Consider the following 24408-nt stretch of genomic DNA (forward strand, 5'->3'; position numbering starts at 1 on the left):
TGAAGGCTGGATTTTTCGTGAACGAGGTGAGCGAATGAGCGACCGCGCCGCGGTGATGGTGCTCGAGGACGGACGGGTATTCCGGGGCCGGCGGTTCGGCGCCGAGGGTGAAACGCTGGGCGAAGCGGTGTTCTGCACCGCGATGACCGGCTATCAGGAGACCCTGACCGATCCCAGCTACCACCGCCAGATCGTGGTGGCCACCGCCCCGCAGATCGGCAACACCGGCTGGAACGACGAGGACGACGAGTCGAATCGGATCTGGGTGGCCGGATACGCGGTGCGCGACCCCGCCAAGCGGGCGTCGAACTGGCGCGCCACCACCACCCTGCAGGACGAGCTGGAGCGCCAGCACATCGTCGGCATCGCCGGCATCGACACGCGCGCACTGGTGCGTCATCTGCGCATCCGCGGGTCGATGAAGGCGGGCATCTTCAGCGGTGACGCCGCCGCGGCCTCGACCGAGGAGTTGCTGAGCCGGGTCACCGGTCAGGCCTCGATGCTCGGCGCCGATCTGGCCGGTGAGGTCTCCACCGACGGCGTGTACACCATCGAGCCCGCCGGTGAGCACCGGTTCACCGTGGTCGCGGTCGACCTGGGTATCAAGACCAACACCCCGCGCATGTTCGCCGAGCGCGGCATCCGGGTGCACGTGGTGCCCTCCGGCGTCACGCTGGACCAGATCAAGGAGCTCGAGCCCGACGGCGTCTTCCTGTCCAACGGCCCCGGTGACCCGGCCACCCAGGACGACGCGGTCGAGCTGACCAAATCCGTTCTGGGCGAAGGACTTCCGCTGTTCGGAATCTGCTTCGGCAACCAGATCCTGGGCCGCGCGCTGGGCCTGGGCACGTACAAGATGAAGTTCGGCCACCGCGGCATCAACGTCCCGGTCATCGATCACGCCACCGGCGCGGTCTCGATCACCGCGCAGAACCACGGCTTCGCGCTCGAGGGGGAGGCCGGACAGCGCTTCGAGACCCCGTTCGGCACCGCCGAGGTCAGCCACACCTGCGCCAACGACGGCACCGTCGAGGGGGTGCGCCTGGTGGACGGTCGCGCGTTCTCGGTGCAGTACCACCCGGAGGCCGCCGCGGGGCCGCACGATGCCGCCTACCTGTTCGACCGCTTCGCGGGTTTGATGGAGGAAGCCTGATGCCACGTCGTAACGACCTGCACCACATCCTGGTCATCGGCTCCGGGCCGATCGTCATCGGCCAGGCCTGCGAATTCGACTACTCCGGTACCCAGGCGTGCCGGGTGCTGCGGTCCGAGGGCCTGCGGGTGTCACTGGTGAACTCCAACCCGGCCACGATCATGACCGACCCGGAATTCGCCGACTCCACCTACGTCGAGCCGATCACACCGGAATTCGTCGAGAAGGTCATCGCCAAGGAGCGTCCCGACGCCATCCTCGCGACCCTGGGCGGCCAGACCGCGCTCAACACGGCGGTGGCGCTGCACGAGAACGGCGTGCTGGAGAAGTACAACGTCGAATTGATCGGCGCCGACTTCGAGGCCATCCAGCGCGGTGAGGACCGGCAGAAGTTCAAGGACATCGTCGCCAAGGTCGGCGGCGAGTCGGCCCGCTCCAAGGTCTGCTACACCATGGACGAGGTGCGCGAAACCGTTGCCGAGCTGGGCTTCCCGGTGGTCGTGCGGCCGTCGTTCACCATGGGTGGCCTGGGCTCGGGCATGGCCTACAACGACGAGGATCTCGACCGCATCGCCGGCGGCGGCCTGGCCGCCTCGCCCACCGCCAACGTCCTCATCGAGGAATCGATCCTCGGGTGGAAGGAATACGAACTCGAGCTGATGCGCGACGGCCGCGACAACGTGGTCATCGTCTGCTCGATCGAGAACGTGGACCCGATGGGCGTGCACACCGGCGATTCGGTGACCGTCGCCCCGGCCATGACCCTGACCGACCGCGAATATCAGAAGATGCGCGATCTGGGTATCGCGATTCTGCGCGAGGTCGGCGTCGACACCGGCGGCTGCAACATCCAGTTCGCGGTGGATCCGCGCGATGGACGCCTGATCGTCATCGAGATGAATCCGCGCGTCTCGCGCTCGTCCGCACTGGCCTCCAAGGCAACCGGTTTCCCGATCGCCAAGATCGCGGCGAAGCTGGCCATCGGCTACACGCTCGACGAGATCGTCAACGACATCACCAAGGAAACCCCGGCTTGTTTCGAGCCCACGCTCGACTACGTGGTCGTGAAGGCGCCGCGGTTCGCGTTCGAGAAGTTCCCGGGCGCCGACCCGACCCTGACCACCACCATGAAGTCGGTCGGTGAGGCGATGAGCCTGGGCCGCAACTTCTCCGAGGCGCTCGGCAAGGTGCTGCGCTCGCTGGAGACCAAGGCGGCCGGCTTCTGGACCCAGCCCGACGGCCGCTGGACCGACGTCGCCGAGATCCTCGACGACCTGCGCGTGCCGACCGAAGGCCGGCTCTACCAGGTGGAGCGGGCGCTGCGGCTGGGCGCGAGCGTCGAAGACGTCGCGCAGGCCTCGGGCATCGACCCGTGGTTCGTCGCCGAGATCGCCGGACTGGTCGAGTTGCGCGCCGAGATCGCGCAGGCGCCGGTTCTGGACGAGCCGCTGCTGCGCTACGCCAAGCACAACGGCCTGTCCGACCGCCAGATCTCCGTGCTGCGACCGGAACTGGCAGGCGAGAACGGGGTGCGCGAGCTGCGTCACCGCCTCGGCATCCGGCCGGTGTACAAGACGGTCGACACCTGTGCGGCCGAATTCGAGGCCAAGACGCCGTACCACTACTCGAGCTACGAACTCGATCCGGCCGCCGAGTCGGAGGTCGCGCCGCAGCCCGAGCGCGAGAAGGTGATCATCCTCGGCTCCGGCCCCAACCGAATCGGCCAGGGCATCGAATTCGACTACTCCTGCGTGCACGCCGCGCAGACCCTGTCGCAGGCCGGGTACGAGACCGTCATGGTCAACTGCAACCCCGAGACCGTTTCCACCGACTACGACACCGCCGACCGCCTGTACTTCGAGCCGCTGACCTTCGAGGACGTGCTCGAGGTGTACCACGCCGAATCGGAATCGGGCCGGGTGGCCGGAGTGATCGTGCAGCTCGGCGGCCAGACCCCGCTCGGTCTGGCGCAGCGGCTCACCGATGCCGGAGTGCCCGTGGTCGGCACCTCCGCGGCGGCGATCGACCTGGCCGAGGACCGCGGCGAATTCGGGCACGTGCTGGTCTCGGCCGGACTGCCCGCGCCGAAGTACGGCACGGCCACCACGTTCGAGCAGGCCAAGGAGATCGCGGCCGGAATCGGCTATCCGGTGCTGGTCCGCCCGTCCTACGTGCTGGGTGGGCGCGGTATGGAGATCGTCTACGACGAGAACTCGCTCGAGGGCTACATCTCCCGCGCCACCGAACTCAGCCCCGAACATCCGGTGCTGGTCGACCGCTTCCTGGAAGACGCCATCGAGATCGACGTCGACGCGCTGTGCGACGGCGAGGAGGTCTACCTCGGCGGCGTGATGGAGCACATCGAGGAGGCCGGTATCCACTCCGGCGACTCGGCGTGCGCGCTGCCGCCGATCACCCTGGGCCGCAGCGATATCGAGGCGGTGCGCCGCTCGACCACCGCACTGGCCAAGGGCATCGGCGTCAAGGGCCTGCTGAATGTGCAGTACGCGCTCAAGGACGACGTGCTGTACGTGCTCGAGGCCAATCCGCGCGCCAGCCGGACCGTGCCGTTCGTCTCCAAGGCGACCGGCGTGCAGCTGGCCAAGGCCGCCGCGCGGGTGATGCTGGGGACGAGCATCGCCGAATTGCGCAAGGAGGGTATCCTGCCCGCCGAGGGCGACGGCGGTCATGCGCCGATGGACGCGCCGGTCGCGGTGAAGGAAGCTGTCCTGCCCTTCCACCGGTTCCGCCGCCCGGACGGCACCGGTATCGATTCGCTGCTGTCGCCGGAGATGAAGTCCACCGGCGAGGTGATGGGCATCGACGCCGATTTCGGTACCGCCTTCGCCAAGAGTCAGTCCGCGGCCTACGGTTCGCTGCCGGTCGCGGGCACGGTGTTCGTCTCGATCGCCAACCGCGACAAGCGGGCCATGGTGTTCCCGGTCAAGCGGCTGCACGATCTGGGCTTCCGGATCCTCGCCACCGACGGCACCGCGGAGATGTTGCGGCGCAACGGGATTCCGTGCGAGCGGGTGCGCAAACAGTCCGATCCGGTGCCCGCGTCCGCCAACGGTGATCTGATCGAACCCTCGATCGTCGATCAGATCAAGGACGGCGAGATCGACATCGTGTTCAACACGCCTTACGGTAACTCCGGGCCCCGCGTGGACGGCTACGAGATTCGTACCGCCGCGGTGGGCGCCAACATTCCGTGCATCACGACGGTTCAGGGTGCGGCTGCAGCCGTACAGGGCATCGAAGCAACCATCAACGGCGGTATCGGGGTGCGCTCGCTGCAGGAGCTGCACGCCGTATTGCGCGGCTAAGAGGAGAGATAACGGTGGGAGCCATCGGTTTCGGCGCGGGAGTCCGGCCCCCGGGGGCCGGACGGGCGACGACTCGGCGGATTCGGGGATTCGGTGCGGCGGAGGCCGCGCCGCCCGGAGGCGGTGACATCCGCCGGATGCGCAACGTCGGCGGCTACAGCACGGTCGGTTTCCGGGCGATCCCGCCGATCGGCCGCAAGCCGGCGCCCGACGCCGACGCCGACGCCGAGGCGGAGGCGGACGCGCTGACGGACGCGGTGCTCGCCCGGGCGGACGAGGTGCTCGCCCAGGCCGACGAACTGCTCGCTTACGCCGGTGAGGAGGCATACGCCGAATCCGGGTCCGCCGGTGCGCAGACACCGCCCGCCCCTACCGGGGACGAACTGGCGGGCGCCGGGGCGAGCCGGTGACGCCGTTCGGCCTGCGGCTGGCCGACGCGATGGGCCGGCTGGGCCCGTTGTGCGCCGGCATCGACCCCCACCCGCAGTTGCTGCGTGCCTGGGGGCTCAGCGAGGACGTCGAGGGCCTGAAACGGTTCTCCGACATCTGCGTCGAGGTGTTCGCGGGCCGGGTGGCGCTGGTGAAACCCCAGGTGGCATTCTTCGAGGAGTACGGCTCCGGCGGCATCGTGGTGCTCGAGGACACCATCGCCGCGCTGCGCGCGGCCGGCACGCTGGTGCTGGCCGACGCCAAGCGCGGCGACATCGGCTCCACGATGGCCGCCTACGCGCGGGCCTGGCTGGGCGACGGTCCGCTGGCCAGTGATGCGGTGACGGTATCGCCGTACCTCGGCTTCGGTGCGCTGTCTCCCGCCCTCGACGCCGCGCGCTCGGCCGGTCGCGGCGTCTTCGTGCTGGCAGCCACCTCGAATCCGGAGGCGGTCCAGGTGCAGCGCATCACCGCGGCCGACGGTCGCAGTGTCGCGCAGATCATGATCGACGAGGCCGCCGGCTGCAACGCCGGGGCGGAATTCGGATCGGTCGGCGTCGTAGTCGGCGCGACCCTCACCGAACCCGTCGACGTGAGCAAACTCAACGGTCCCGTCCTGATGCCCGGCGTCGGCGCGCAGGGCGGGGGAGCGGAATCGATCCGCGCGCTGATCCCGTCCGACCGGTTCGCGGCGGTGGTACCGAACGTCTCCCGGGAACTGCTCGACACCGGGCCTTCGGTGGCGGCGATGCGCACCAAGATGCACAAGCTCGCCGACGAATTCGCCTTCCTCCAGGCCTGATTCATTCCGCCCGGGTTCGCGAGCCGTCGCACCCGGGCCGGATTCGCTCATGTCCACCACGGGCGTCGCGCGGGAGCCGGCCACCTCATCGGAAGGCGACCGGTCTGTTTGCATTTGCGGCCCGTTCGCGCGCATCCGTGCTCGTTCCCGGGTGGAAGTTACACACGCGTGTTTTTCCGGCTCAGCGGCCCTTCCGGGGTGCCTTAAGGCCCCTTCACGCACATCGCCGACCGGTGCCGAGAGTGCTCGCCACGCCGCGCCACGCCGCGACACGCTGGGGAAAAATTCGCGACACGCGGAGAATTTTCAGAAAGTTCCAGGTCGCGCGATTACGGGTCGGTTACGGTCGCATCCGGCCGGACTCGAATCCGGCGGGGAAGCCGTCGGAATCGGGATATGCCCAGGTCACCGGCATGGTGAAGAAAATCTCCGGACCGGTGCCATGACGTGGCGCAATTGGCCGCGCGACCTGCCCGGTAACGGGCTCGAATACCTGAATCGGGCGCTGACCTGGGGGGTGGGTTCGCAATCGGCGCGCCGCGTGGGTACGGTCGCTGAGACCACCGGGTTACCGGAGGTAGATCTAGCAATGAACGATGAGACGGAGGAACCGTGGCCCTTCCCCAGCTGACTGACGAGCAGCGCGCCGCTGCTTTGGAGAAGGCGGCTGCCGCTCGCCGCGCTCGGGCAGAGCTCAAGGAGCGCTTGAAGCGTGGCGGCACTGACCTGAAGACGGTCCTGAAGGACGCCGAGACCGACGAGGTCCTCGGCAAGATGAAGGTATCCGCGCTGCTGGAGGCCCTGCCCAAGGTCGGCAAGGTCAAGGCGGCCGAGATCATGAGCGAGCTGGAGATCGCGCCGACCCGCCGCCTGCGGGGCCTGGGCGACCGGCAGCGCAAGGCGCTGCTGGCGAAGTTCGACTTCGAAGCCTGATCCGAGGGTGGTCGAACACACTCAGAAGGGTCGGCTGGTAGTACTGGTCGGCCCCTCGGCCGTCGGCAAGTCCACCGTGGTCCGTTGCGTCCGGGAACGGCTGCCGGAACTGGTGTTCAGTGTGTCGGCCACCACCCGGGCCCCCCGGCCCGGGGAGGTCGACGGCCGCGACTACCGGTTCGTGACCCGCGCCGACTTCGACGCCATGATCGAAGAAGGCGAACTACTCGAATGGGCCGACATTCACGGCGGCCTGCAACGGTCGGGAACCCCGGCCGCACCGGTGAAGGCGGCACTGGCCGCCGGGAAACCGGTCCTGGTGGAGGTGGACCTCGCCGGCGCCCGCTCGGTCCGAGCGGCGATGCCCGAGGCGCTGCTGGTCTTTCTGGCCCCGCCCAGCTGGGAGGAACTCGTGGCCCGGCTGACCGGCCGCGGCACCGAATCACCCGAGGTGATCGAGCGCCGGCTCGCCACCGCGAAGACCGAACTCGCCGCCTGTGACGAGTTCGACATCGTGATCGTGAACGACGACGTGACCACTGCCTGTGAGCAGTTGGTATCGTTGTTCGTTAGCACAAATTCGAGATGACCGCGGGCGATCCGCGAACTCCTCTCGAACAGCAACTCTCCATCGACCCGCAGGAGCCTCCCTAGTGAGCGACACCAAGACCGTGCCCGCCTACGACACCCCGGTCGGCCTCACCAACCCGCCGATCGACGAGTTGCTCGAGCGCACGTCGTCCAAGTACGCGCTGGTCATCTACGCGGCCAAGCGGGCGCGTCAGATCAACGACTACTACAACCAGCTCGGCGACGGCATCCTCGAGTACGTGGGTCCGCTGGTCGAGCCGGGCCTGCAGGAGAAGCCGCTCTCGGTCGCCATGCGCGAGATCCACTCCGACCTGCTCGAACACACCGAGGGCGAGTGACCCTGCGGTCGTAACCCGCTGTCTCTCCACCGGACCGAAGAGGCTTGATTCAGATGCGAATCGTTGTCGGCGTGGGCGGCGGGATCGCCGCCTACAAGGCGTGCTCGCTGGTGCGCAAGTTCACCGAGACCGGGCACCACGTCCGAGTCATTCCCACCGAGTCCGCGCTGCAGTTCGTCGGTAAGGCCACCTTCGAGGCACTGTCGGGCAATCCGGTGCAGACCGGGGTGTTCGCCGACGTGCCCGAGGTGCCGCATGTGCGCATCGGCCAGGAGGCCGATCTGGTGGTCATCGCCCCGGCCACCGCCGATCTGATGGCGCGCGCCGCCTCCGGCCGCGCCGACGATCTGCTCACCGCCACACTGCTCACCGCCCGATGTCCGGTGCTGTTCGCTCCCGCGATGCATACCGAGATGTGGGAGCATCCGGCCACGATCGCGAATGTCGCCACACTGCGCGCCCACGGCTCGACCGTGATGGAACCGGCCTCCGGGCGCCTCACCGGCGCCGACACCGGTCCCGGCCGGCTGCCCGAGCCGGAGGAAATCTTCGCGCTGGCCTCGCTGCTGCTCGAGCGCTCCGACGCCCTGCCGCGCGATCTGGAGGGCCGCCGCGTCGTCGTCTCCGCCGGTGGCACGCGCGAACCGCTGGATCCGGTCCGGTTCCTCGGCAACCGCAGTTCCGGCAAACAGGGCTACGCGATGGCCCGCGTGGCCGCTCAGCGCGGCGCCCAGGTCACCTTGATCGCCGGCAACACCATCGGCCTGGAGCCGCCCGCCGCGGTCGAGGTCGTGCACGTGACGACCGCCGAGCAGATGGGCACGGCCGTCGACAAGCACTCCGTCGGCGCCGACGCGGTCATCATGGCCGCCGCGGTCGCCGATTTCCGGCCGGCCAACGTGGCCGCCGCGAAAATCAAAAAGGGTGCGCACGAGCCGAATTCGATCGAACTGACCAAGAATCGCGACATTCTGGCCGGACTGGTGCAGGCGCGCCGCGATGGGCAGCTCGGCGGCCTGGCGATCGTCGGTTTCGCCGCCGAAACCGGTGACGAACACGGCGACGTCCTGACCCACGCGCGGGCGAAACTGGCACGTAAGGGCTGTGACCTGCTGGTGGTCAATGCCGTCGGCGAGGGTAAGGCGTTCGAGGTCGACAACAACGACGGCTGGCTGCTCGGCGCCGACGGCACCGAACAGTCGCTCGACCACGGTTCCAAGGCGCTGCTCGCCAGCCGGGTACTCGATGCACTGGGCCCACTGTTGCGTTGAGCCCCAAGTGATTCGGCCGTGCCGCCGTGGTGGCGACGCGGTCCGCACAGCCGTGGCGGCCGCCGCGGAGGCCCGAACGCCGGTGCTCCGCCCGGCCGTGGCAAGTTTGGAATAGTCTGAGGTAAAGGGTTGTGCGGTGACGCGATGCCGCTACTGTCGCATCCCGACATGAGAAACCCGTTGAGGGAGAGGGAACAACTGTGCGCACGTCCGGTAGCCGGCTATTCACGAGTGAGTCCGTCACAGAGGGTCACCCGGACAAGATCTGTGACGCGATCAGCGATTCCATCCTCGACGCGCTGCTCACCGAGGACCCGCACAGCCGGGTGGCGGTCGAAACCCTGGTAACCACCGGTCAGGTGCACGTCGCCGGTGAGGTCACCACCGAGGCCTATGCCGATATTCCGACCATCGTGCGCGAGAAGGTGCTCGAGATCGGTTACGACTCGTCGGCGAAGGGCTTCGACGGCGCCTCCTGCGGCGTGAACGTCGCCATCGGCGCGCAGTCGCCCGATATCGCCCAGGGTGTCGACCACTCGCACGAGGCGCGTGTCGGTGGCTCCGACGACGAGATCGAGCGCCAGGGCGCCGGTGACCAGGGCCTGATGTTCGGGTACGCCACCAAGGAGACCCCCGAGCTGATGCCGCTGCCGATCGCGCTGGCGCACCGGCTCTCGCGGCGGCTGACCGAGGTCCGCAAGTCCGGCGTGCTGCCCTACCTGCGCCCGGACGGCAAGACCCAGGTCACCATCGAATACGAGGGCGACCGTCCGGTCCGGCTGGACACGGTCGTGCTCTCGACGCAGCATGCGGCGGATATCGACCTGGACAACCTGCTCACGCCCGATATCCGCGAGAAGGTCGTCGACGCGGTCCTGGCCGATCTGGAACTGCCCAACCCGCTCGACACCTCCGATATCCGGCTGCTGGTCAACCCCACCGGCAAGTTCGTCCTCGGCGGACCGATGGGCGATGCCGGCCTGACCGGGCGCAAGATCATCGTCGACACCTACGGAGGTATGGCCCGTCACGGTGGTGGCGCCTTCTCCGGTAAGGATCCGTCGAAGGTGGACCGCTCTGCGGCCTACGCCATGCGCTGGGTGGCCAAGAACGTCGTCGCCGCCGGCCTGTCCGACCGGGTCGAGGTCCAGGTGGCCTACGCGATCGGTAAGGCCGCCCCGGTGGGCCTGTTCGTCGAGACCTTCGGCACCGAGCAGGTCGACCCGGCGCAGATCTCGAAGGCGATCAGCGAGGTCTTCGACTTGCGCCCGGGTGCGATCATCCGTGATCTGGACCTGCTGCGGCCGATCTACGCGCCGACCGCCGCCTACGGCCACTTCGGCCGCACCGACATCGACCTGCCGTGGGAGCGCACCGACCGCGCCGACAAACTGCGCGCGGCCGCCGGTCTCTGATCGGGTTTGCGCCTGCCGTGGCGGAAGCGGTAGCACCGACGGCGCCCTCCGTTCCGGCGGAGGGCGCCGTTTGCGTGCCCGGGTCGTCGCCCGCGGCGCCGCCATCCTCCGACATCCCTGAGGCTTCGAATATAGCGCCGGAAGAGAACACTCCCGACGTGGCCCGTGAATCACTTCCCGCCCCGGAATCCGTTGCGGTGAAGGAATTATCGCCGCATTCCGAACACGACGCAGCGGAGCCGGCGCCGCTCGGCGAACACGGTTCGGACGCGGTGGACGACGCGGATCCGCTGACCCCGGCGAAGGGGGCCGGTGAAACCCGGCTCGACAAACCGATCGCCCGGGTGCTGCCGTTGCTCGAACCCGCCCATCTGGACCGCGATTTCGACTACTCGGTGCCGCCGGAGATGGATGAACTCGCCCAGCCCGGGGTACGCGTGCGGGTGCGATTCTCCGGCCGCCTGGTCGACGGATACATCCTCGAAAGGCTCACGCGCACCGAACATTCCGGAAAGATTCAGCCGCTGCAGCGGGTGGTGTCCGGCGAGCGCGTTCTCACGCCCGAGATCGTTCGCCTGGTATCGGCCGTGGCCGCCCGCTACGCCGGAACGCGCGCCGATGTGCTGCGGCTGGCGATTCCGCCGCGGCATGCGCGCACCGAGGCGGCCGAACCGAAAACCGTGGAGCTGCCCGAGATTCCGCCCGATTTCCCGGCCTGGTCGCACTACGTGCACGGCGGTTCGTTCCTGTCCGCGCTGCGCCGGGGCAGCGGCCCGCGCGCGGCCTGGCAGGCGATGCCCGGGGAGCGGTGGCCGCGCCGGCTCGCGGAATTGGCGGCCACCACGGTCGCGAGCGGGCGCAGTGCGATCGTGATGGTTCCGGACCAACGCGATCTGGACCGGGTCGTCACGGAATGTGCTGCTCTGGTAGGGGATTCGGTGGTGGGCCTGTCGGCCGGGCTGGGGCCCGCGGCCCGGTACCGGCGCTGGCTCGCGGTGCTGCGTGGCACGGCACGGGTCGTGGTCGGAACGCGCAGTGCGGTCTTCGCGCCGGCGCGGGAACTGGGCTTGATCGTGGTGTGGGACGACGGCGACGACACCTATGCCGAACCGCGCGCACCCTATCCGCACGCCCGTGAGGTCGCGATGCTGCGTGCCCACGACACCGGCGCGGCCTTCGTGGTGGCCGGGTTCGCGCGGACCGCGGAGGCGCAGGCCATCGTCGAATCCGGATGGGCGCACGACCTGATCGCCGACCGGAAGACGTTGCGCGCCGGCACTCCTCGAATCCATGCGCCGGGCGACAGCGATATCGCCTTGGCGCGCGATCCGATGGCGCGCGCGATCCGCATCCCCGGCACCGCCTTCGCCGCGGCGCGCCGGGCCTTGGCCGCCGGTGACCCGGTGCTGGTGCAGGTCCCACGGCGCGGATACGTGCCGGCGCTGGCGTGCGCGACATGCCGCACCCCGGCCCGCTGCCGGCACTGCAACGGCCCGCTGTCGCTGCCGGAGAACGGAACCTGGGGCAGGCGAGACGGCCGGCGGGCCGTCGATTCCCGGGGCGGGGCACAGTCCCGGCGTGGATCGGCGCGGTCGGCGGATGATGCGACGGCGGCCGGCCGAGTCGGCGAGACATCGGCCGGGGATCATCGAGCGGAACATACCGGCCCACGGCGTCCGGAGTCCGCACCCTCGGACACGGCTGCGGGCGAACGCCGGCCCGCGGCAGTTCCCTTGGGCAGCAAGGGTTCCGGCGATATCGCCCAGAGCCCGAGCTGTCGCTGGTGCGGCAAGGTGGAACCGGCCTTCCGGTGCGGCGCGTGCGGTTCCCGGGTGCTGCGGGCGGTGGTGATCGGTGCCCAGCGCACCGCGGAGGAATTGGGCCGTGCCTTTCCCGGGGTGCCGATCCGGGGTTCCGGCGGCGCCGCCGTGCTGGATTCGGTGCCGGAGGGCCCCCAGGTGGTGGTCGCGACCATCGGAGCCGAACCCGACGTGCCGGGTGGGTACGCGGTGGCGCTGCTGCTCGACGGCTGGGCGCTGCTCGGCCGGGCGGACCTGCGTGCCGCCGAGGACGCGCTGCGGCGCTGGATGTCGGCCGCCGCCCTGGTCCGCCCCGCGGGTGAGGTCCTCGTGATGGCCGAACCGTCGCTGCCGACCGTGCAGGCTCTGGTGCGCTGGGATCCGATCGGCCACGCCCGACACGAACTCGCCGCTCGGACCGAGGTTCGCTTCCCGCCCGCGGTGCGCCTGGCCGCCGTCGACGGCACGACCGTCACCATCGGCGAACTCCTCGGTGAGACGGCACTACCGGACGGTGTCGAGGTGCTGGGCCCGGTGCCGCTGCCGCCCGGCGCCCGCACGCCGTTCTCCGGCGACGCCGCGCCCGCCGAGGTCGAACGGATGATTCTCCGGGTCGACCGGCGAGCGGGCTCGGCGTTGTCGCGCTCGCTGGCCGCCGCCCTCGCAGTGCGCAGCAGTCATCGCTCGGACGGTCCGTTGCGGGTACAGATCGATCCGGTCGACATCGGCTGACGCACAAACGAATTCGGCGTGCCGGGGCACGGGGCGCGGGGTGATGTTCAGCGGAACATGTCGATATTGCGTCGTGCCCACGCCGAGAAGGGTCGCGGTGCACGGCCGAGGACCGCCTCGACATCGCCGCTGACCCGCAGTTCCTCGGGCATCGGCGCACCGATGATCGCCAGGGTCGTGTCGGCGGCGTCGGCGGGCATCACGGTGAGCAGTTGCGCGCGCGCCTGCTCAGCTGTCTGCTCGACGAAACGCACCGGCTCGCCGAGCGTTTCGGCCAGGTCCCGCACCCGATCGCGCGGAGATTCGGGCGCGGGACCGGTCAGCACGTAGGTCCGGCCGGCGTGACCGGGCTCGCGCAGGGCGGTGGCGGCCACGGCGGCGATATCGTCGGGGTCCACGAAGGGGATCGCGACATCACCGAACGGCGCGGTGACCGTCCGCTGCGTGCGCACCGCGTCCGCCCACATCGCTGCGTTCGATTGAAAACCGCTCGGCCGCAATATGGTCCATTCCAGTCCCGAGTTCTGGACGGCAACTTCGACCTGCTTTCCGAACTGTCCGTGCGAGGCGCTGTCGGGCCGGGTTCCGACGCCCTGTGACGACAACAGGACGATTCGCCGCACACCCGCATCGCGTGCCGCGGTCAGCACTCCCGGCACATCTGCGGCCAGCGATCCCGGCGCGAGTAGCAGGAACAGCTGTTCCGCACCATCGAGGGCCGCCGCGACCTCGCCCGTATTCGTCAGATCGGCCGCAACGTGCCGCACGCCGTGGGGGAGGTGGTCGGGACGGCGGCGGGATACGGCGGTCACCTGCTCGCCGGCTTCGGCGAGCATCCGCACCAACGGTCGTCCGACATTGCCGGTCGCTCCGGTTACCACAATCATCCGCACCCCTAAGTTAGTTGACTGACTAACAAGACCGTACGGCATGACCTTCGATATGTCTATAGTCAGTTGTATGACTAACTCACTCGACAGCAAGCGGTCCGGCGGTAAGCGGGAACGGCTCGCCGCCGCGGCCGCCGAGGTCTTCCATCGGCAGGGAGTGGAGAAGACGACGATCGCCGACATCGCCCGGGCTGCCGAGGTGCCGGTCGGCAACGTGTACTACTACTTCAAGACCAAGGATCAGCTGATCCAGGCGGCAATCGGGGCTCACGCCCACAGCCTGGAGGGCTTCCTTGCCGAACTCGACCGGGAAGCCCGGCCGGCCGATCGGCTGCGGGCGTTGATCCGGTCCTGGGTCGACCAGCGCGATGTCGCCGCCCGGTTCGGGTGCCCCTCCGGCACCCTGGCTACCGAACTCGACAAACGCACCGACGGTCTGGAGCGTGAGCTGGCCGAGGTGATGGGCGTCCTGCTGGACTGGGTGCAGCGGCAATTCGAGCAGATGGGCCGCGCCGACGCGCGCGAACTGGCCGTCGCGCTCATCGCCTCCTATCAAGGAATCTCCTTGCTCACCAACACTTTTCGTGATCCGGAGCTGATGCGCGCGGAGGGCGACCGGCTGGAGCGCTGGATCGATTCGCTCGCCGCCTGAACCGCCGCGCCCGCTGTGGCGCGTTCCATACTTGTCAAAGATGCATTGCCGATATATCGTTGATTGCGTCAACGTAAGACGATGCCCGAGGAGGCAATCATGGAACGCATGGAGAACATGGACAGGTTCGGTCGCGGCCGCCGCCGCGGACCCCGGCCGGATCCGCAGGAACGCGGCGGACACGAACAGTTCCGTCGCCACCCGCGCGGACACGGCTTCGGGCCGTTCGGCCCGGATTTCGGACCCGGATTCGGTCCGGGCGGCCATGTCGGTCGCGGTCGCGGCCGTGGTGGACGCGGACGGCGCGGAGATGTCCGCGCGGCGATTCTGCTGCTGGTACAGGAACGTCCGATGCACGGCTACGAGCTGATCCAGCAGATCCGCGAGCGCAGCGACGACATCTGGCGGCCCAGCCCCGGCTCGATCTACCCGGCACTGTCCCAGCTCGAGGACGAGGGCCTGGTGATCATCGAGAAGGTGGCCGGTCGCAAAACCGCCAAACTCACCGACGCGGGCGCCGAGTACGTCACCGAACATCGCGACGAACTGGGCGATCCCTGGCAGGACGTCCGCGAGGGCGTCGGCGACCAGGCGCTGGACCTGCGCGAGCTGGTCGGCCAGCTGATGGGTGCGGTCGGGCAGGTCGCCCGCGCCGGCACTCCGGAACAGGCCGGTAAGGCGGCCGAGGTCCTCACCGAGGCCCGGCGCTCGATCTACCGGATCCTCGCCGACGACGACACCACCGCGGCCGAGTGAGACGAATACCGTTGGCCCGTCGCGCGTACCGATCCGGACGGCGCACAATCGGAATATGGGACGAGGTCGGAAACATCGAGACGGGGGCCTCGCCTGGCGTAGGGCGTTCGCGGCGGTGGCGGCGTGCGGGGCGGTGTTCGGCGGCAGTGCGAATGCCTGGGCCGAACCTCCCGCATCGCCGCCGCCGGACACCCGCCCGGTGGTGGTCCCGACCGAATGGGGACCACCGCAGGGCAACCATCTCACCGCCTCGCGCTATCTGAAAGCGCACCCCGGCGCCACGCCGTGGGGCACCAACGATTTCACCTGCCGGCCCAGCGCCCGGCATCCGCGCCCGGTCATCCTGGCCCACGGGACCGATGCCACCGCCTATACCGACTGGGGCGGTATCGGACCGCAACTCGTCGCCGCGGGCTTCTGCGTCTTCGCGCCGGACTACGGGGGCAAACCGGATGCGACCAGTTACGGCACCGAAGATCTGTGGGCATCATCGCGACAGTTCGGCGCCTTCGTCGACCGGGTACTGTCGGCCACCGGCGCCGACAAGGTCGACCTGGTCGGATTTTCCCAGGGCGCCAACATCACTCGGTACTACATCGACAAGCTCGGCGGCGCTCCCGAGGTCGATCAGTGGATCGGACTCGCCTCGCCCAGCTACGGCGGCCAGATGTACGGGCTGGTTCCGCTCGCCGATGCCGTGCCGGGTCTGTGGAACGCCTATCGGCAGGTCACCTCGCGCGCCGCCGTTCAGCAGGCCGAGGGCTCGCCGTTCATGCGCGAACTCAACGCGGGCGGCGACACGGTCCCCGGTGTGCGGTACACCACCGTCGGCAGCCGCGTCGACGAGATGATCCAGCCCTACACCAATATCGCCCTGACCGGTCCGGGTGCGCGCAACATCGTGCTCCAGGATCTGTGCCCCATCGACCTGACCGGGCATTTCCACATGGTGTACGACCCGTTCGTTCAGCAGCTCCTGCTCACCCTGCTCGACCCCGAGCATGCGCCGCTGCCGCAGTGCGCCTGTGTGCCGCTGGGCACCGGAATCGGTGAGGTGATCCTGGGCGCGCATTCCTGACGAAACGGATTTCCGGCCGCCCGTAAAATGGGGCGACCGCAATGTCGTCTCGCCCGGGAGTGTGCCTGTGACAATCCAGCCCGTTCGCCTGTTCGGCGATCCCGTCCTGCGCGCCCGCGCGGACGAGGTCGACGCCTTCGACAGGGAACTCGAGCAGCTGGTCACCGACCTCACCGACACCATGCACGCCAGTCGCGGCGTCGGCATGGCCGCCCCGCAGATCGGGGTCGGCCTGCGGGTGTTCGTCTACGACACCGGCGATGCCGCCGGACACGTGGTGAATCCGGTCTTCGAGGTCCTCGGGACCGACGAGCAGACCGGACCGGAGGGCTGCCTGTCGATTCCGGGGCTGCGCTACGACGTGACCCGTGCCCACCGCGTGGTGGCGCGCGGGGTCGACAGGCACGGTGAGCCGGTGAAATTCGAGGCCGAGGGTCTGCTCGCGCGCTGCGTGCAGCACGAAACCGATCATCTCGACGGCGTGCTGTACCTGCAGCGGCTGGAACCGGCCACCCGCAAACAGGCCATGCGCGCAGTGCGGGAATCGGAGTGGTTCGCCGCCGGTAAGACGGTGATGTCGGCGGCCGAGGTCGCCGGCAGTCGTGCCGAGTCCGGGCGGGGCGAGTAGATGCGCCTGGTGTTCGCGGGGACTCCCGAACCGGCCGTTCCGTCCCTGCGGCGGCTCATCGAATCCGAGCGCCACGAGGTGGTGGCGGTGGTGACGAGGCCGGATGCGGTGGCCGGGCGCGGTCGCAAGGTCACGCGCTCGCCGATCGGGCGGCTGGCCGACGAATACGGTATTCCGGTGCTGACCCCGCGCAAACCCTCGGAGCCGGAATTCGTTGCGGCACTGACGGATCTGTCGCCCGACTGCTGTCCGGTGGTCGCGTACGGCGCGTTGCTGCCTCGGGTGGTGCTCGACATCCCGCGGCACGGCTGGGTCAATCTGCACTTCTCGCTGCTGCCCGCGTGGCGTGGGGCGGCGCCGGTGCAGGCAGCGGTCCTGGCCGGCGACGAAATCACCGGCGCCTCGACCTTCCGTATCGAGGAGGGCTTGGACACGGGGCCGGTCTACGGCGTGGTCACCGAACGCATCGGCATCACCGATACCGCCGGATCCCTGTTGGAGCGGCTGTCGATCTCCGGTGCGCAGCTGCTCGAATCCACCCTCGACGGCATCGAGGACGGCACCGTACAGGCCGTGCCGCAATCCGGTGAGGGCATTTCCTATGCGCCCAAGGTAGAGGCCGACGAAGGCCACATCCGCTGGGATCAACCGGCGCTGGCGGTCGGCCGCCGGATTCGCGCCGTCACTCCGGCGCCGGGCGCGTGGACCCAGATCGACGGTAAGCGACTGAAACTCGGGCCGGTCGAACTGGTCGAGGACCAGCTGCCCGAGCGGGTGATCGAGGTGCGCAAATCCGGTGTCTACATCGGCACCGCCACCACGGCCGTGCGCTTGGATCAGGTGCAACCCCAGGGCAAGCGGATGATGCCGGCCCTGGACTGGGCCCGCGGCGCCCGCCTGCAGCCCGGCGCGGTGGTCGAGTGACCGGCCCACGTCGAGGAGGCGAACGACCCGACCGCGACGGCCGGACGGCCGACGATGCGCGCCGAGGAAAAGACCGGGCGGACAACGGCTCTCGGCAGCACGGCGACGCGGGGAGAAGTTCGGGCAGCCGTGGCGGTGACGCCACGCGGGGTCGTCGGGGCGAGGGGCGCGATTCGTCGGAGGACCGCGGCCGCCGCTCCGGCGCGAGTGGTGATCGCGGTGCCGGGCGCGCCGACGCCGGATCCGGACGAGCCCACGGTGCCGCCCCCGGAAGGGCCGGCGCTGATGCGTCGAAACGGGCCTCCGAGAATAGATCGGCAAGGAAATCCGCTGCGGGGCAGCAGAAGTCGTCGCGACGCGAGGCCGGCTCCGGTTCCGGGCGGCGGACCGGTGGCTCCGCAGCCCGGACCCAGGGACGCCGTGGTGTGGTGGGTGACGCTCCCAGGCTCGTCGCCCGGGATGTGCTCCGGGCGGTTCGCGAGCGCGACGCCTACGCGAATCTCGTGCTGCCCGTCCTGCTGCGGGAATACGGATTGTCCGGGCGCGATGCGGCTTTCGCGACCGAGCTCGCCTACGGCTCCTGCCGGGCGATGGGGGTCCTCGACGCCGTGATCGCCGACTGCGCGGGACGTCCCATCACCGAGATCGACGGCCCGCTGCTCGACGTCCTGCGCTTGGGCGTCTATCAACTGCTGCGGACCCGAGTGGGATCCCACGCCGCGGTGGATACGTCGGTCGATCTGGTGCGCACCGAATCCGGCAGCGGCAAAGCCGGTTTCGTGAACGCGGTGCTGCGCCGGGCCGCGGCCCGCACACCGGAGCAGTGGGTCGAGGATCTGGCGCCCGCGGATCCGATCGGCCGCATGGCATTCGAATTCGGGCATCCGGTCTGGATCGCGCAGGCCTTCGCCGATGCGCTCGGTGCGCGGGCGGGGGAGCTGCGCGATCTGCTCGCCGCCGACGACCAGCGGCCGATCGTGCACCTGGTGGCGCGGCCCGGCGATATCACCGCCGAGGAATTGGCCCTGGTCAGTGCCGGTGAGGAGGGGCGTTGGTCGCCGTATGCGGTGTACCTGGACAGTGGCGATCCGGGGCAGCTGGAAGCGGTGCGTGAGGGAATGGCCGCGGTGCAGGACGAGGGCAGCCAGCTCGTCGCGTTGTCGCTGACCCGGGCGCCGCTGCTGGGCGAGGACGGCGGGCGCTGGCTCGATCTGTGCGCCGGCCCGGGCGGTAAGACCGCGCTGCTCGGCGCCCTGGCCGATATCGATCGGTATCGGGTGGATGCCGTCGAACCCGCCGAACACCGAGCCGATCTGGTGCGCAAGGCGACTCGCGGCCTCCCGGTCACCGTCCATGTGGTCGACGGCCGCGACTCCGGGCTGGAACCCGGCTACGACCGCATCCTGGTCGACGCACCGTGCACCGGTCTGGGCGCGCTGCGCAGGCGACCGGAGGCGAGGTGGCGGCGCACCCCGGCCGATGTGCGCGACCTGACCACCTTGCAGAGCCAATTGCTCACCGCCGCATGGGATCTGCTGCGCCCGGGCGGTGTGGTGGTGTATTCCACTTGTTCCCCGCACCTGCCCGAAACCGTCTCGGTCGTCTCCGATTTCGTCCGCCGCTCGAACGCCGAACAACTCGACACCCGAACGCTGCTGCCGGGCGTCACCGATATCGGCGACGGTCCCGCCGCCCAGCTCTGGCCGCACCGCCACGGCACCGACGCCATGTTCATGGCCGCGCTGCGCAAACCGCTCTGACACCGCGGGCCGCTCAGCCCGCGAGAACCGCACCGGCGAGGGCGACGCCGGCCACCCAGACGGTCGACAGGAGCGCCAGGATCAGCGGGCGCGGCCCGACTCGGCGCAGGGCGGCCAGGCGTACGCCCGCGCCGAGGGCGAACATGGCGGCGGTGAGCAGAGCGGTCTGAAGCAGTTTGGCCGTGGCGAGTGCCGATTCCGGCAGGAGCCCGGTGGTGCGCAGTGCGGCGCAGGCCAGGAAGGCCACGACGAACAGTGGAATCAGGGGCGGCCTGCGGGTGCCGGGCGCGGCGTCCTCGCGCCGCCGGACCTGCCAGCCGATGACCGCCAGTACCGGTGCCAGCAATACCACGCGCGCGAGTTTCACCACGACCGCGACGGTCAGTGCGGCACCGCCGATGGCGCCTCCGGTCGCGACGACCTGTGCCACCTCGTGCACGGCACCTCCGGCCCAGATCCCGGCGGTGCGATCGTCGAGCCCCAGCACGCTCGCCAGCAGGGGCAGCGCGCCGATCATGATCGTGCCGAAAACGACCACGAGGGCGATCGCGGTGAGCACTTCCTCGTCCTCGGCGTCGACCACGCCGTCCACCGCCGCCGCGGCGGCCGCACCGCAGATGGAGAATCCGCACGCGATCAGCAGTCGCTGCGTCCAGCTCAGCCCCAGTAGCCGGCCCATGAACATCGTGCCGCCGATTCCGAGGGCGACGATCGCGACGACCACCGCGATCACCGCGGGCCCGAGCCCGAGGATGTCGGCGAATGTCAGCTGCAGACCGAGCAGCGCGACGCCGATACGCAGCAACCGCTTCGCCGAGAACTGCAACCCCGGCTGCACCCGCTGCGGCAAGGGGACGCAATTGGCGAGGACCGCCCCGACCACGATGGCGAGCAGTAGCGGACTGACCGTCGGCGTGAACTGGGCGATGCCCAGCACGAGAGCTGTGATCGCGACGGTCAGGGCCAATCCGGGGACGATGCCGGCCCCGGCTGGCGCACCCGACCGCTGGGCTCGCCCCGCGAATCCGGTCGGTCCGAGCCGCGCTCGCCGGCGGCGTCGTGGCGTGCGGGCCGAGGTCTGCGTGCCGGAGGATTCGATACCGCGCTGCGGACCGGCCGCGCGGTCGGTATCGCCGGTTCGGTCCGGCGCGCCGGGCCCGGTGCTACCAGGCGCTTCGTCGGCGGACCCGGCCGCTCGCGAGGAGTCCAGACTTGTCATGACGACAACGGTCTCGCGAATCGGTGGGGTCCGGTAGCGGCCGAAAAGGCATCGGACTCATATCGCGGTGATATGGGCTGTGCCAGATGCATATGATTACGGTATGGCCGATATCCGCCCCGACCTGGCTTTCCTGGAGCTGCTGGTCGCCATCGACGACCACGGCAGTCTCGGCGCCGCCGCACGCTCGATCGGCATGGCACAGCCGAACGCCAGCCGCGCGGTACGGCAGTGGGAGCATCGGCTGGGCCTCGCCCTGCTGCGGCGCTCACCGCGCGGCTCCACGCTCACTCCGGCGGGGACCGTCGTCGTGCACTGGGCGCGCGAGGTGCTGGCGGATGTGGACCGGCTACTCGATGCCGCCGCCGCGCTGCGCACCGATCAGGAGGCCGAACTCACCGTCGCTGCCAGCATGACGGTCGCGGAATGTCTGCTGCCGGGGTGGCTCGGCGCGTTCCGCCGCGGCCATCCGGATGTGAAAGTCCATCTTCAGGTGCATAATTCGCGTCAAGTGTGCGATCGGCTGGTGGCGGGGGAATGCGATCTGGGATTCGTCGAATCGCCGGCCGTGCCCGAGGGATTGCCGCATGTGACCGTGGCGCACGATCGCCTGCTCGTCGTGGTCGATCCCGGGCATCCGTGGGCGCGGCGCCGCACCCCACTCACCGTCGCCGAACTGGCCGCGACACCGCTGGTGGTACGTGAACCCGGTTCCGGCACCCGCAGCACGCTCGATGTCGCATTGGCCGAATATCCGCGTGCCGAACCGCTTCTGGAGCTCGGCAGCGCCGCGGCCATCCGCACCAGCGTGCTCGGCGGTGTGGGGCCCGCGGTCCTCAGCACCCTCGCGGTCGGCGATCAGCTCGAGCGCGGCGAACTGCGCGCGGTCGCCGTCGAGGGCCTGGACCTGCGGCGCACCCTGCGCGCGGTGTGGCGTCCACCGCGCAAACTCGGCGGGCCGGCCGGGCAACTGGTGTCGGCCATCGTGCATGCCCAGCGCGCCACGACACCGCGAACGTCCGCTCCGGCGTAACCGCCGGCCTCACTCGCGGGCGCTCTGCTCCCGCAGCCGCGCAAGCGTTTTCGCGAGAATCCGGGATACGTGCATCTGCGATATCCCCATCCGCTGCGCGATCTGGGTCTGCGTCATCGATTCGAAGAACCGCATGGTGAGAATGCGGCGTTCGCGTTCAGGCAGGCCCGCGAGCAGCGGCCGGATCGCCACGTATTCCTCGACCCGGTCGAACTGCGACTCCTCTTCGCCGAGAGTGTCCAGCAGCGAGGCCTCGGTATCGCGGCCCACCGATACCGCGTCGATGGAACTGGGCTGATACGCGTTGCCCGCGATGACGGCCTGGGTCACCTCGTCGGGATGGATGTCGAGTTCGGCGGCGATCTCCTTGGCGGTCGGAGAGCGGCCCAGCGACTGCGAAAGCGAATCGATCGCCGAGCCGATGCGCAGATGGGTCTCCTTGACCCGCCGCGGCACCCGCATCGCCCAGGTGTTGTCGCGGAAGTAGCGCCGCACCTCGCCCATGATGGTGGGCACCGCGAAGGACAGGAAGTTCGAGCCCCGCGAGACGTCGAACCGATCGACCGCGTGGACCAGCCCGACGCGGGCCACCTGCGTCAGATCGTCGAACGGCTCGCCGCGACCGCTGAATTTGCGGGCGATGTGGTCCGCCAACGGAATACAGCGATTGATCAACTCGTCGCGCAATTCGGCGCGGCGGTCCTCACCGGCCTCCGACAGCGCCTGGAACAGCAGGTTCACATCGTCGTAGCCGGAGACCGAACCGGTGACCTCGGCGACCTCGTCGCCGTCTTCGTCGTCGTCCGGGGTGTTCTCGCTGTTGTGCGCGCGGCCGTCGCCGTCCTCGGCGCCGGTGTCGTCAGGGGATCCGCTCGCGGCCGTACCCGCGGTGTCCTCGGCGTCGTCGGCCTCGAACACGCTGTCGTGCTCGGCCACTACGCCTTCCCCCGGACCCGGCGAAATTCCACCACCGTCGGGTATCCGGAAATCGCCGAATCGAAGGGTTCCTGCGCGACCTCGATCCCATCGGTGAGGGTCCGCAGCACATGCCAGCCGAAGCTGCGCTGGTCGGGCAGTTTCGAGGTGGCCGCGATTCCGGCCACCCGGACGAGAAGATCGGTGTCGCCGACGGTGAAGCGGCACTGCAGGGTGCTGCCGGGGACGGCGAGTTCGATCAGCGTCGAGCACGCCTCGTCGACGGCCAGCCGGATGTCGGCGACCTCGTCGAGTGTGAAATCGCTGAGCAGGACCAGTGTTTCGGCCAATCCGCGCACGATGGGCAGTTGCGACACCGTGGCCGCTACTCCGATTTCGACGGGTGTGCTGCGCAGTCCCTCTTCAGCCGACATGTTGATCACCCTACGAAGGCTACCCAACTTCGCGTCGCGCAATCGTCGACAGTGCCGAAAACCGGTGTGATCGACCCAGTACACTCACGCGCTGTGTCCACCTCGAATTCCCACTTTCACCGGCCGTCGCCGATGATCGCACCGTCCATCCTGTCCGCTGATTTCGCTCGTCTGGCGGAGGAGGTACGCGCCGTCGAGGGAGCGGACTGGCTGCACGTCGATGTGATGGACAACCACTTCGTACCGAACCTGACCCTGGGTCTGCCCGTAGTGCAGAGTCTGCTGAAGACCACCGACATCCCGCTGGACTGCCATCTGATGATCGAGGATCCGGCCCGCTGGGCGCCCCCGTACGCGGAGGCCGGTGCCTACAACGTCACCTTCCACGCCGAGGCGACCGACGACCCGGTCGCGGTGGCCCGCGATATCCACGCCGCCGGCGCGAAGGCCGGATTGTCGGTGAAACCGAATACACCCATCGAGCCGTATCTGGAAATTCTTCGCGACTTCGACACCCTGCTGGTGATGAGCGTCGAGCCCGGATTCGGCGGGCAGTCGTTCATTCCGCACGTGCTGGAGAAGGCGCGCGCGGTTCGCCGGCTCGTCGACAGCGGCGAATTGCGTCTGGTCGTCGAAATCGACGGCGGCATCAATATGGACACCATCGAAGCCGCCGCCGAGGCCGGGGTGGACTGCTTCGTCGCCGGTTCCGCGGTCTACGGCACGGACGATCCGGCCGCGACCGTGGAAGCCTTGCGCGAGAAGGTCATCGCGACGGAGCAGGCGGCACGGCGCTGAGCCGCGCGGCCTCCACGACCGCGGCCATGGGGACCACCGCGTCGAGATGGTCGGGCGTCTGCACCCAGATCCGATAGCCGGTCCGTTCGTCCTCGGCCGAGGGCAACACCACGTGACTGCCCGCGCACGCGACGGTCGTGTACAGCCGGAACAGTTCGGCCGCAACGGATGTGCTGACGCCGGCGGAGCACGACGGGCCGGTGATGAAGGTCCAGCGCCGCGCGCGCGGATGGTGAACCACGGGAGTGACGAGTCCGGACTGGGTGAGCTGGCGCAAGACCCGCTCACCCAGATCGGCCGGCATGGTGACCGCACCGAATTGCTGCCCGACTTCGAGAACGATGTGCCGGGCCGCGTCGTCCACCGTCGCGGGGAGATGAAAAATGCGGCGATACCGCTCGCAACGATCCGTGAGAGACGTATCGATCACTGTGGTCACGCCACACCCCCATGAGGTTGTTGTCCCGAACTGTCGGCATCGAATGAACTGTTGGAATCAACTGCATAACAATATTGCTACCGAATTCGCCCT

23 protein-coding genes are annotated in these 24408 nt (G+C 69.2%); 18 read left to right on the forward strand and 5 right to left on the reverse strand.

Going from position 1 to position 24408, the window contains the following annotated elements; all coding sequences use genetic code 11:
- Positions 1-34: 34 nt before the first annotated feature.
- The 10 genes from carA (at position 35) to NE2_RS36675 (ending at position 12789) form a co-directional block, all read left to right on the forward strand.
- Positions 35-1153 carry a glutamine-hydrolyzing carbamoyl-phosphate synthase small subunit gene (gene carA / locus NE2_RS06790; protein WP_063024862.1) on the forward strand — a complete coding sequence of 373 codons (1119 nt, stop codon included), beginning with the start codon at positions 35-37 and terminating at the stop codon, positions 1151-1153.
- Entirely contained in the window at positions 1153-4479 is a 3327-nt protein-coding gene (gene carB, locus NE2_RS06795; protein WP_063024864.1) for a carbamoyl-phosphate synthase large subunit, read from the forward strand. Before carA ends, carB begins: the two co-directional genes overlap by 1 nt.
- A gap of 14 nt (positions 4480-4493) precedes the next feature.
- Positions 4494-4889, forward strand: coding sequence for a hypothetical protein (locus NE2_RS06800; protein ID WP_063024867.1), 396 nt, complete (start codon positions 4494-4496; stop codon positions 4887-4889).
- Positions 4886-5710, forward strand: coding sequence for an orotidine-5'-phosphate decarboxylase (pyrF, locus tag NE2_RS06805; protein ID WP_063024869.1), 825 nt, complete (start codon positions 4886-4888; stop codon positions 5708-5710). The genes NE2_RS06800 and pyrF overlap by 4 nt, the downstream gene beginning before the upstream one ends.
- Positions 5711-6322: 612 nt before the next feature.
- Entirely contained in the window at positions 6323-6643 is a 321-nt protein-coding gene (gene mihF / locus NE2_RS06810; RefSeq protein WP_030513994.1) for an integration host factor, actinobacterial type, read from the forward strand.
- 7 nt (positions 6644-6650) lie between these two features.
- Complete coding sequence (gene gmk / locus NE2_RS06815; RefSeq protein ID WP_063013381.1) at positions 6651-7232, forward strand: guanylate kinase; 582 nt, start codon at positions 6651-6653, stop codon at positions 7230-7232.
- Positions 7233-7296: 64 nt separating this feature from the next.
- Positions 7297-7572, forward strand: coding sequence for a DNA-directed RNA polymerase subunit omega (gene rpoZ / locus NE2_RS06820; protein WP_025350704.1), 276 nt, complete (start codon positions 7297-7299; stop codon positions 7570-7572).
- A 53-nt stretch (positions 7573-7625) separates the two neighbouring features.
- Positions 7626-8843, forward strand: a complete 1218-nt coding sequence (gene coaBC, locus NE2_RS06825; RefSeq protein ID WP_063024872.1) for a bifunctional phosphopantothenoylcysteine decarboxylase/phosphopantothenate--cysteine ligase CoaBC — start codon at positions 7626-7628, stop codon at positions 8841-8843.
- 200 nt (positions 8844-9043) lie between these two features.
- Complete coding sequence (gene metK, locus NE2_RS06830) at positions 9044-10258, forward strand: methionine adenosyltransferase (protein WP_063024874.1); 1215 nt, start codon at positions 9044-9046, stop codon at positions 10256-10258.
- 290 nt (positions 10259-10548) lie between these two features.
- A complete protein-coding gene (locus NE2_RS36675; RefSeq protein WP_373862226.1) occupies positions 10549-12789 on the forward strand; it encodes a primosomal protein N' in 2241 nt (746 codons plus the stop codon).
- A gap of 47 nt (positions 12790-12836) precedes the next feature.
- Here NE2_RS36675 and NE2_RS06840 read toward each other — a convergent pair whose 3' ends face one another.
- A complete protein-coding gene (locus NE2_RS06840; protein WP_063024876.1) occupies positions 12837-13676 on the reverse strand; it encodes an NAD(P)H-binding protein in 840 nt (279 codons plus the stop codon).
- Positions 13677-13749: 73 nt separating this feature from the next.
- Here NE2_RS06840 and NE2_RS06845 point away from each other — a divergent pair, with 73 nt between their 5' ends.
- The 6 genes from NE2_RS06845 to NE2_RS06870 all read left to right on the forward strand — a co-directional run bounded on the left by NE2_RS06845 (position 13750) and on the right by NE2_RS06870 (position 19477).
- Positions 13750-14331: a TetR/AcrR family transcriptional regulator gene (locus NE2_RS06845; RefSeq protein ID WP_063024878.1), complete on the forward strand. Its 582-nt coding sequence runs from the start codon at positions 13750-13752 to the stop codon at positions 14329-14331.
- 99 nt (positions 14332-14430) lie between these two features.
- Positions 14431-15087 carry a PadR family transcriptional regulator gene (locus NE2_RS06850; protein WP_369817501.1) on the forward strand — a complete coding sequence of 219 codons (657 nt, stop codon included), beginning with the start codon at positions 14431-14433 and terminating at the stop codon, positions 15085-15087.
- A gap of 55 nt (positions 15088-15142) precedes the next feature.
- Complete coding sequence (locus NE2_RS06855) at positions 15143-16165, forward strand: esterase/lipase family protein (RefSeq protein ID WP_084493850.1); 1023 nt, start codon at positions 15143-15145, stop codon at positions 16163-16165.
- 67 nt (positions 16166-16232) lie between these two features.
- The gene (gene def, locus NE2_RS06860; RefSeq protein WP_063024880.1) at positions 16233-16793 is read left to right on the forward strand and encodes a peptide deformylase; all 561 of its coding nucleotides are present in this window, start codon (positions 16233-16235) and stop codon (positions 16791-16793) included.
- Positions 16794-17717 carry a methionyl-tRNA formyltransferase gene (gene fmt / locus NE2_RS06865; RefSeq protein WP_063024882.1) on the forward strand — a complete coding sequence of 308 codons (924 nt, stop codon included), beginning with the start codon at positions 16794-16796 and terminating at the stop codon, positions 17715-17717.
- 428 nt (positions 17718-18145) lie between these two features.
- Positions 18146-19477, forward strand: a complete 1332-nt coding sequence (locus NE2_RS06870) for an RsmB/NOP family class I SAM-dependent RNA methyltransferase (protein ID WP_063025034.1) — start codon at positions 18146-18148, stop codon at positions 19475-19477.
- A 13-nt stretch (positions 19478-19490) separates the two neighbouring features.
- Here NE2_RS06870 and NE2_RS06875 read toward each other — a convergent pair whose 3' ends face one another.
- Complete coding sequence (locus NE2_RS06875) at positions 19491-20696, reverse strand: YeiH family protein (protein WP_084493852.1); 1206 nt, start codon at positions 20694-20696, stop codon at positions 19491-19493.
- Positions 20697-20799: 103 nt separating this feature from the next.
- Here NE2_RS06875 and NE2_RS06880 point away from each other — a divergent pair, with 103 nt between their 5' ends.
- Positions 20800-21729: a LysR family transcriptional regulator gene (locus tag NE2_RS06880; protein ID WP_063024884.1), complete on the forward strand. Its 930-nt coding sequence runs from the start codon at positions 20800-20802 to the stop codon at positions 21727-21729.
- Positions 21730-21738: 9 nt separating this feature from the next.
- On the opposite strand, the gene NE2_RS06885 is transcribed toward NE2_RS06880, so the two are convergent.
- The gene (locus NE2_RS06885) at positions 21739-22470 is read right to left on the reverse strand and encodes an RNA polymerase sigma factor SigF (protein ID WP_063013420.1); all 732 of its coding nucleotides are present in this window, start codon (positions 22468-22470) and stop codon (positions 21739-21741) included.
- A gap of 194 nt (positions 22471-22664) precedes the next feature.
- The gene (locus tag NE2_RS06890) at positions 22665-23078 is read right to left on the reverse strand and encodes an ATP-binding protein (protein ID WP_227462764.1); all 414 of its coding nucleotides are present in this window, start codon (positions 23076-23078) and stop codon (positions 22665-22667) included.
- Between the two features lie 132 nt (positions 23079-23210).
- Between NE2_RS06890 and rpe the strand changes: the two genes are divergently transcribed.
- Positions 23211-23876 carry a ribulose-phosphate 3-epimerase gene (rpe, locus tag NE2_RS06895; RefSeq protein ID WP_030514010.1) on the forward strand — a complete coding sequence of 222 codons (666 nt, stop codon included), beginning with the start codon at positions 23211-23213 and terminating at the stop codon, positions 23874-23876.
- Here the strand turns inward: rpe and NE2_RS06900 are convergent.
- Positions 23845-24315, reverse strand: a complete 471-nt coding sequence (locus tag NE2_RS06900) for a hypothetical protein (RefSeq protein WP_063024886.1) — start codon at positions 24313-24315, stop codon at positions 23845-23847. The genes rpe and NE2_RS06900 overlap by 32 nt on opposite strands.
- Positions 24316-24408: the final 93 nt, after the last annotated feature.

This window comes from Nocardia elegans NBRC 108235 (assembly GCF_001612845.1).
GTDB lineage: Bacteria > Actinomycetota > Actinomycetes > Mycobacteriales > Mycobacteriaceae > Nocardia > Nocardia nova.

Excerpts from the sequence above, each read along its gene's own strand:
- carA (WP_063024862.1), top strand. The coding sequence starts at position 35 with ATGAGCGACCGCGCCGCGGTGATGGTGCTCGAGGACGGACGGGTATTC.
- carB (WP_063024864.1), top strand. The coding sequence starts at position 1,153 with ATGCCACGTCGTAACGACCTGCACCACATCCTGGTCATCGGCTCCGGG.
- coaBC (WP_063024872.1), top strand. The coding sequence starts at position 7,626 with ATGCGAATCGTTGTCGGCGTGGGCGGCGGGATCGCCGCCTACAAGGCG.
- NE2_RS06840 (WP_063024876.1), bottom strand. The coding sequence starts at position 13,676 with ATGATTGTGGTAACCGGAGCGACCGGCAATGTCGGACGACCGTTGGTG.
- NE2_RS06845 (WP_063024878.1), top strand. The coding sequence starts at position 13,750 with ATGACTAACTCACTCGACAGCAAGCGGTCCGGCGGTAAGCGGGAACGG.
- NE2_RS06850 (WP_369817501.1), top strand. The coding sequence starts at position 14,431 with ATGGAACGCATGGAGAACATGGACAGGTTCGGTCGCGGCCGCCGCCGC.
- NE2_RS06855 (WP_084493850.1), top strand. The coding sequence starts at position 15,143 with ATGGGACGAGGTCGGAAACATCGAGACGGGGGCCTCGCCTGGCGTAGG.
- fmt (WP_063024882.1), top strand. The coding sequence starts at position 16,794 with ATGCGCCTGGTGTTCGCGGGGACTCCCGAACCGGCCGTTCCGTCCCTG.
- NE2_RS06875 (WP_084493852.1), bottom strand. The coding sequence starts at position 20,696 with ATGACAAGTCTGGACTCCTCGCGAGCGGCCGGGTCCGCCGACGAAGCG.
- NE2_RS06880 (WP_063024884.1), top strand. The coding sequence starts at position 20,800 with ATGGCCGATATCCGCCCCGACCTGGCTTTCCTGGAGCTGCTGGTCGCC.
- NE2_RS06890 (WP_227462764.1), bottom strand. The coding sequence starts at position 23,078 with ATGTCGGCTGAAGAGGGACTGCGCAGCACACCCGTCGAAATCGGAGTA.
- rpe (WP_030514010.1), top strand. The coding sequence starts at position 23,211 with ATGATCGCACCGTCCATCCTGTCCGCTGATTTCGCTCGTCTGGCGGAG.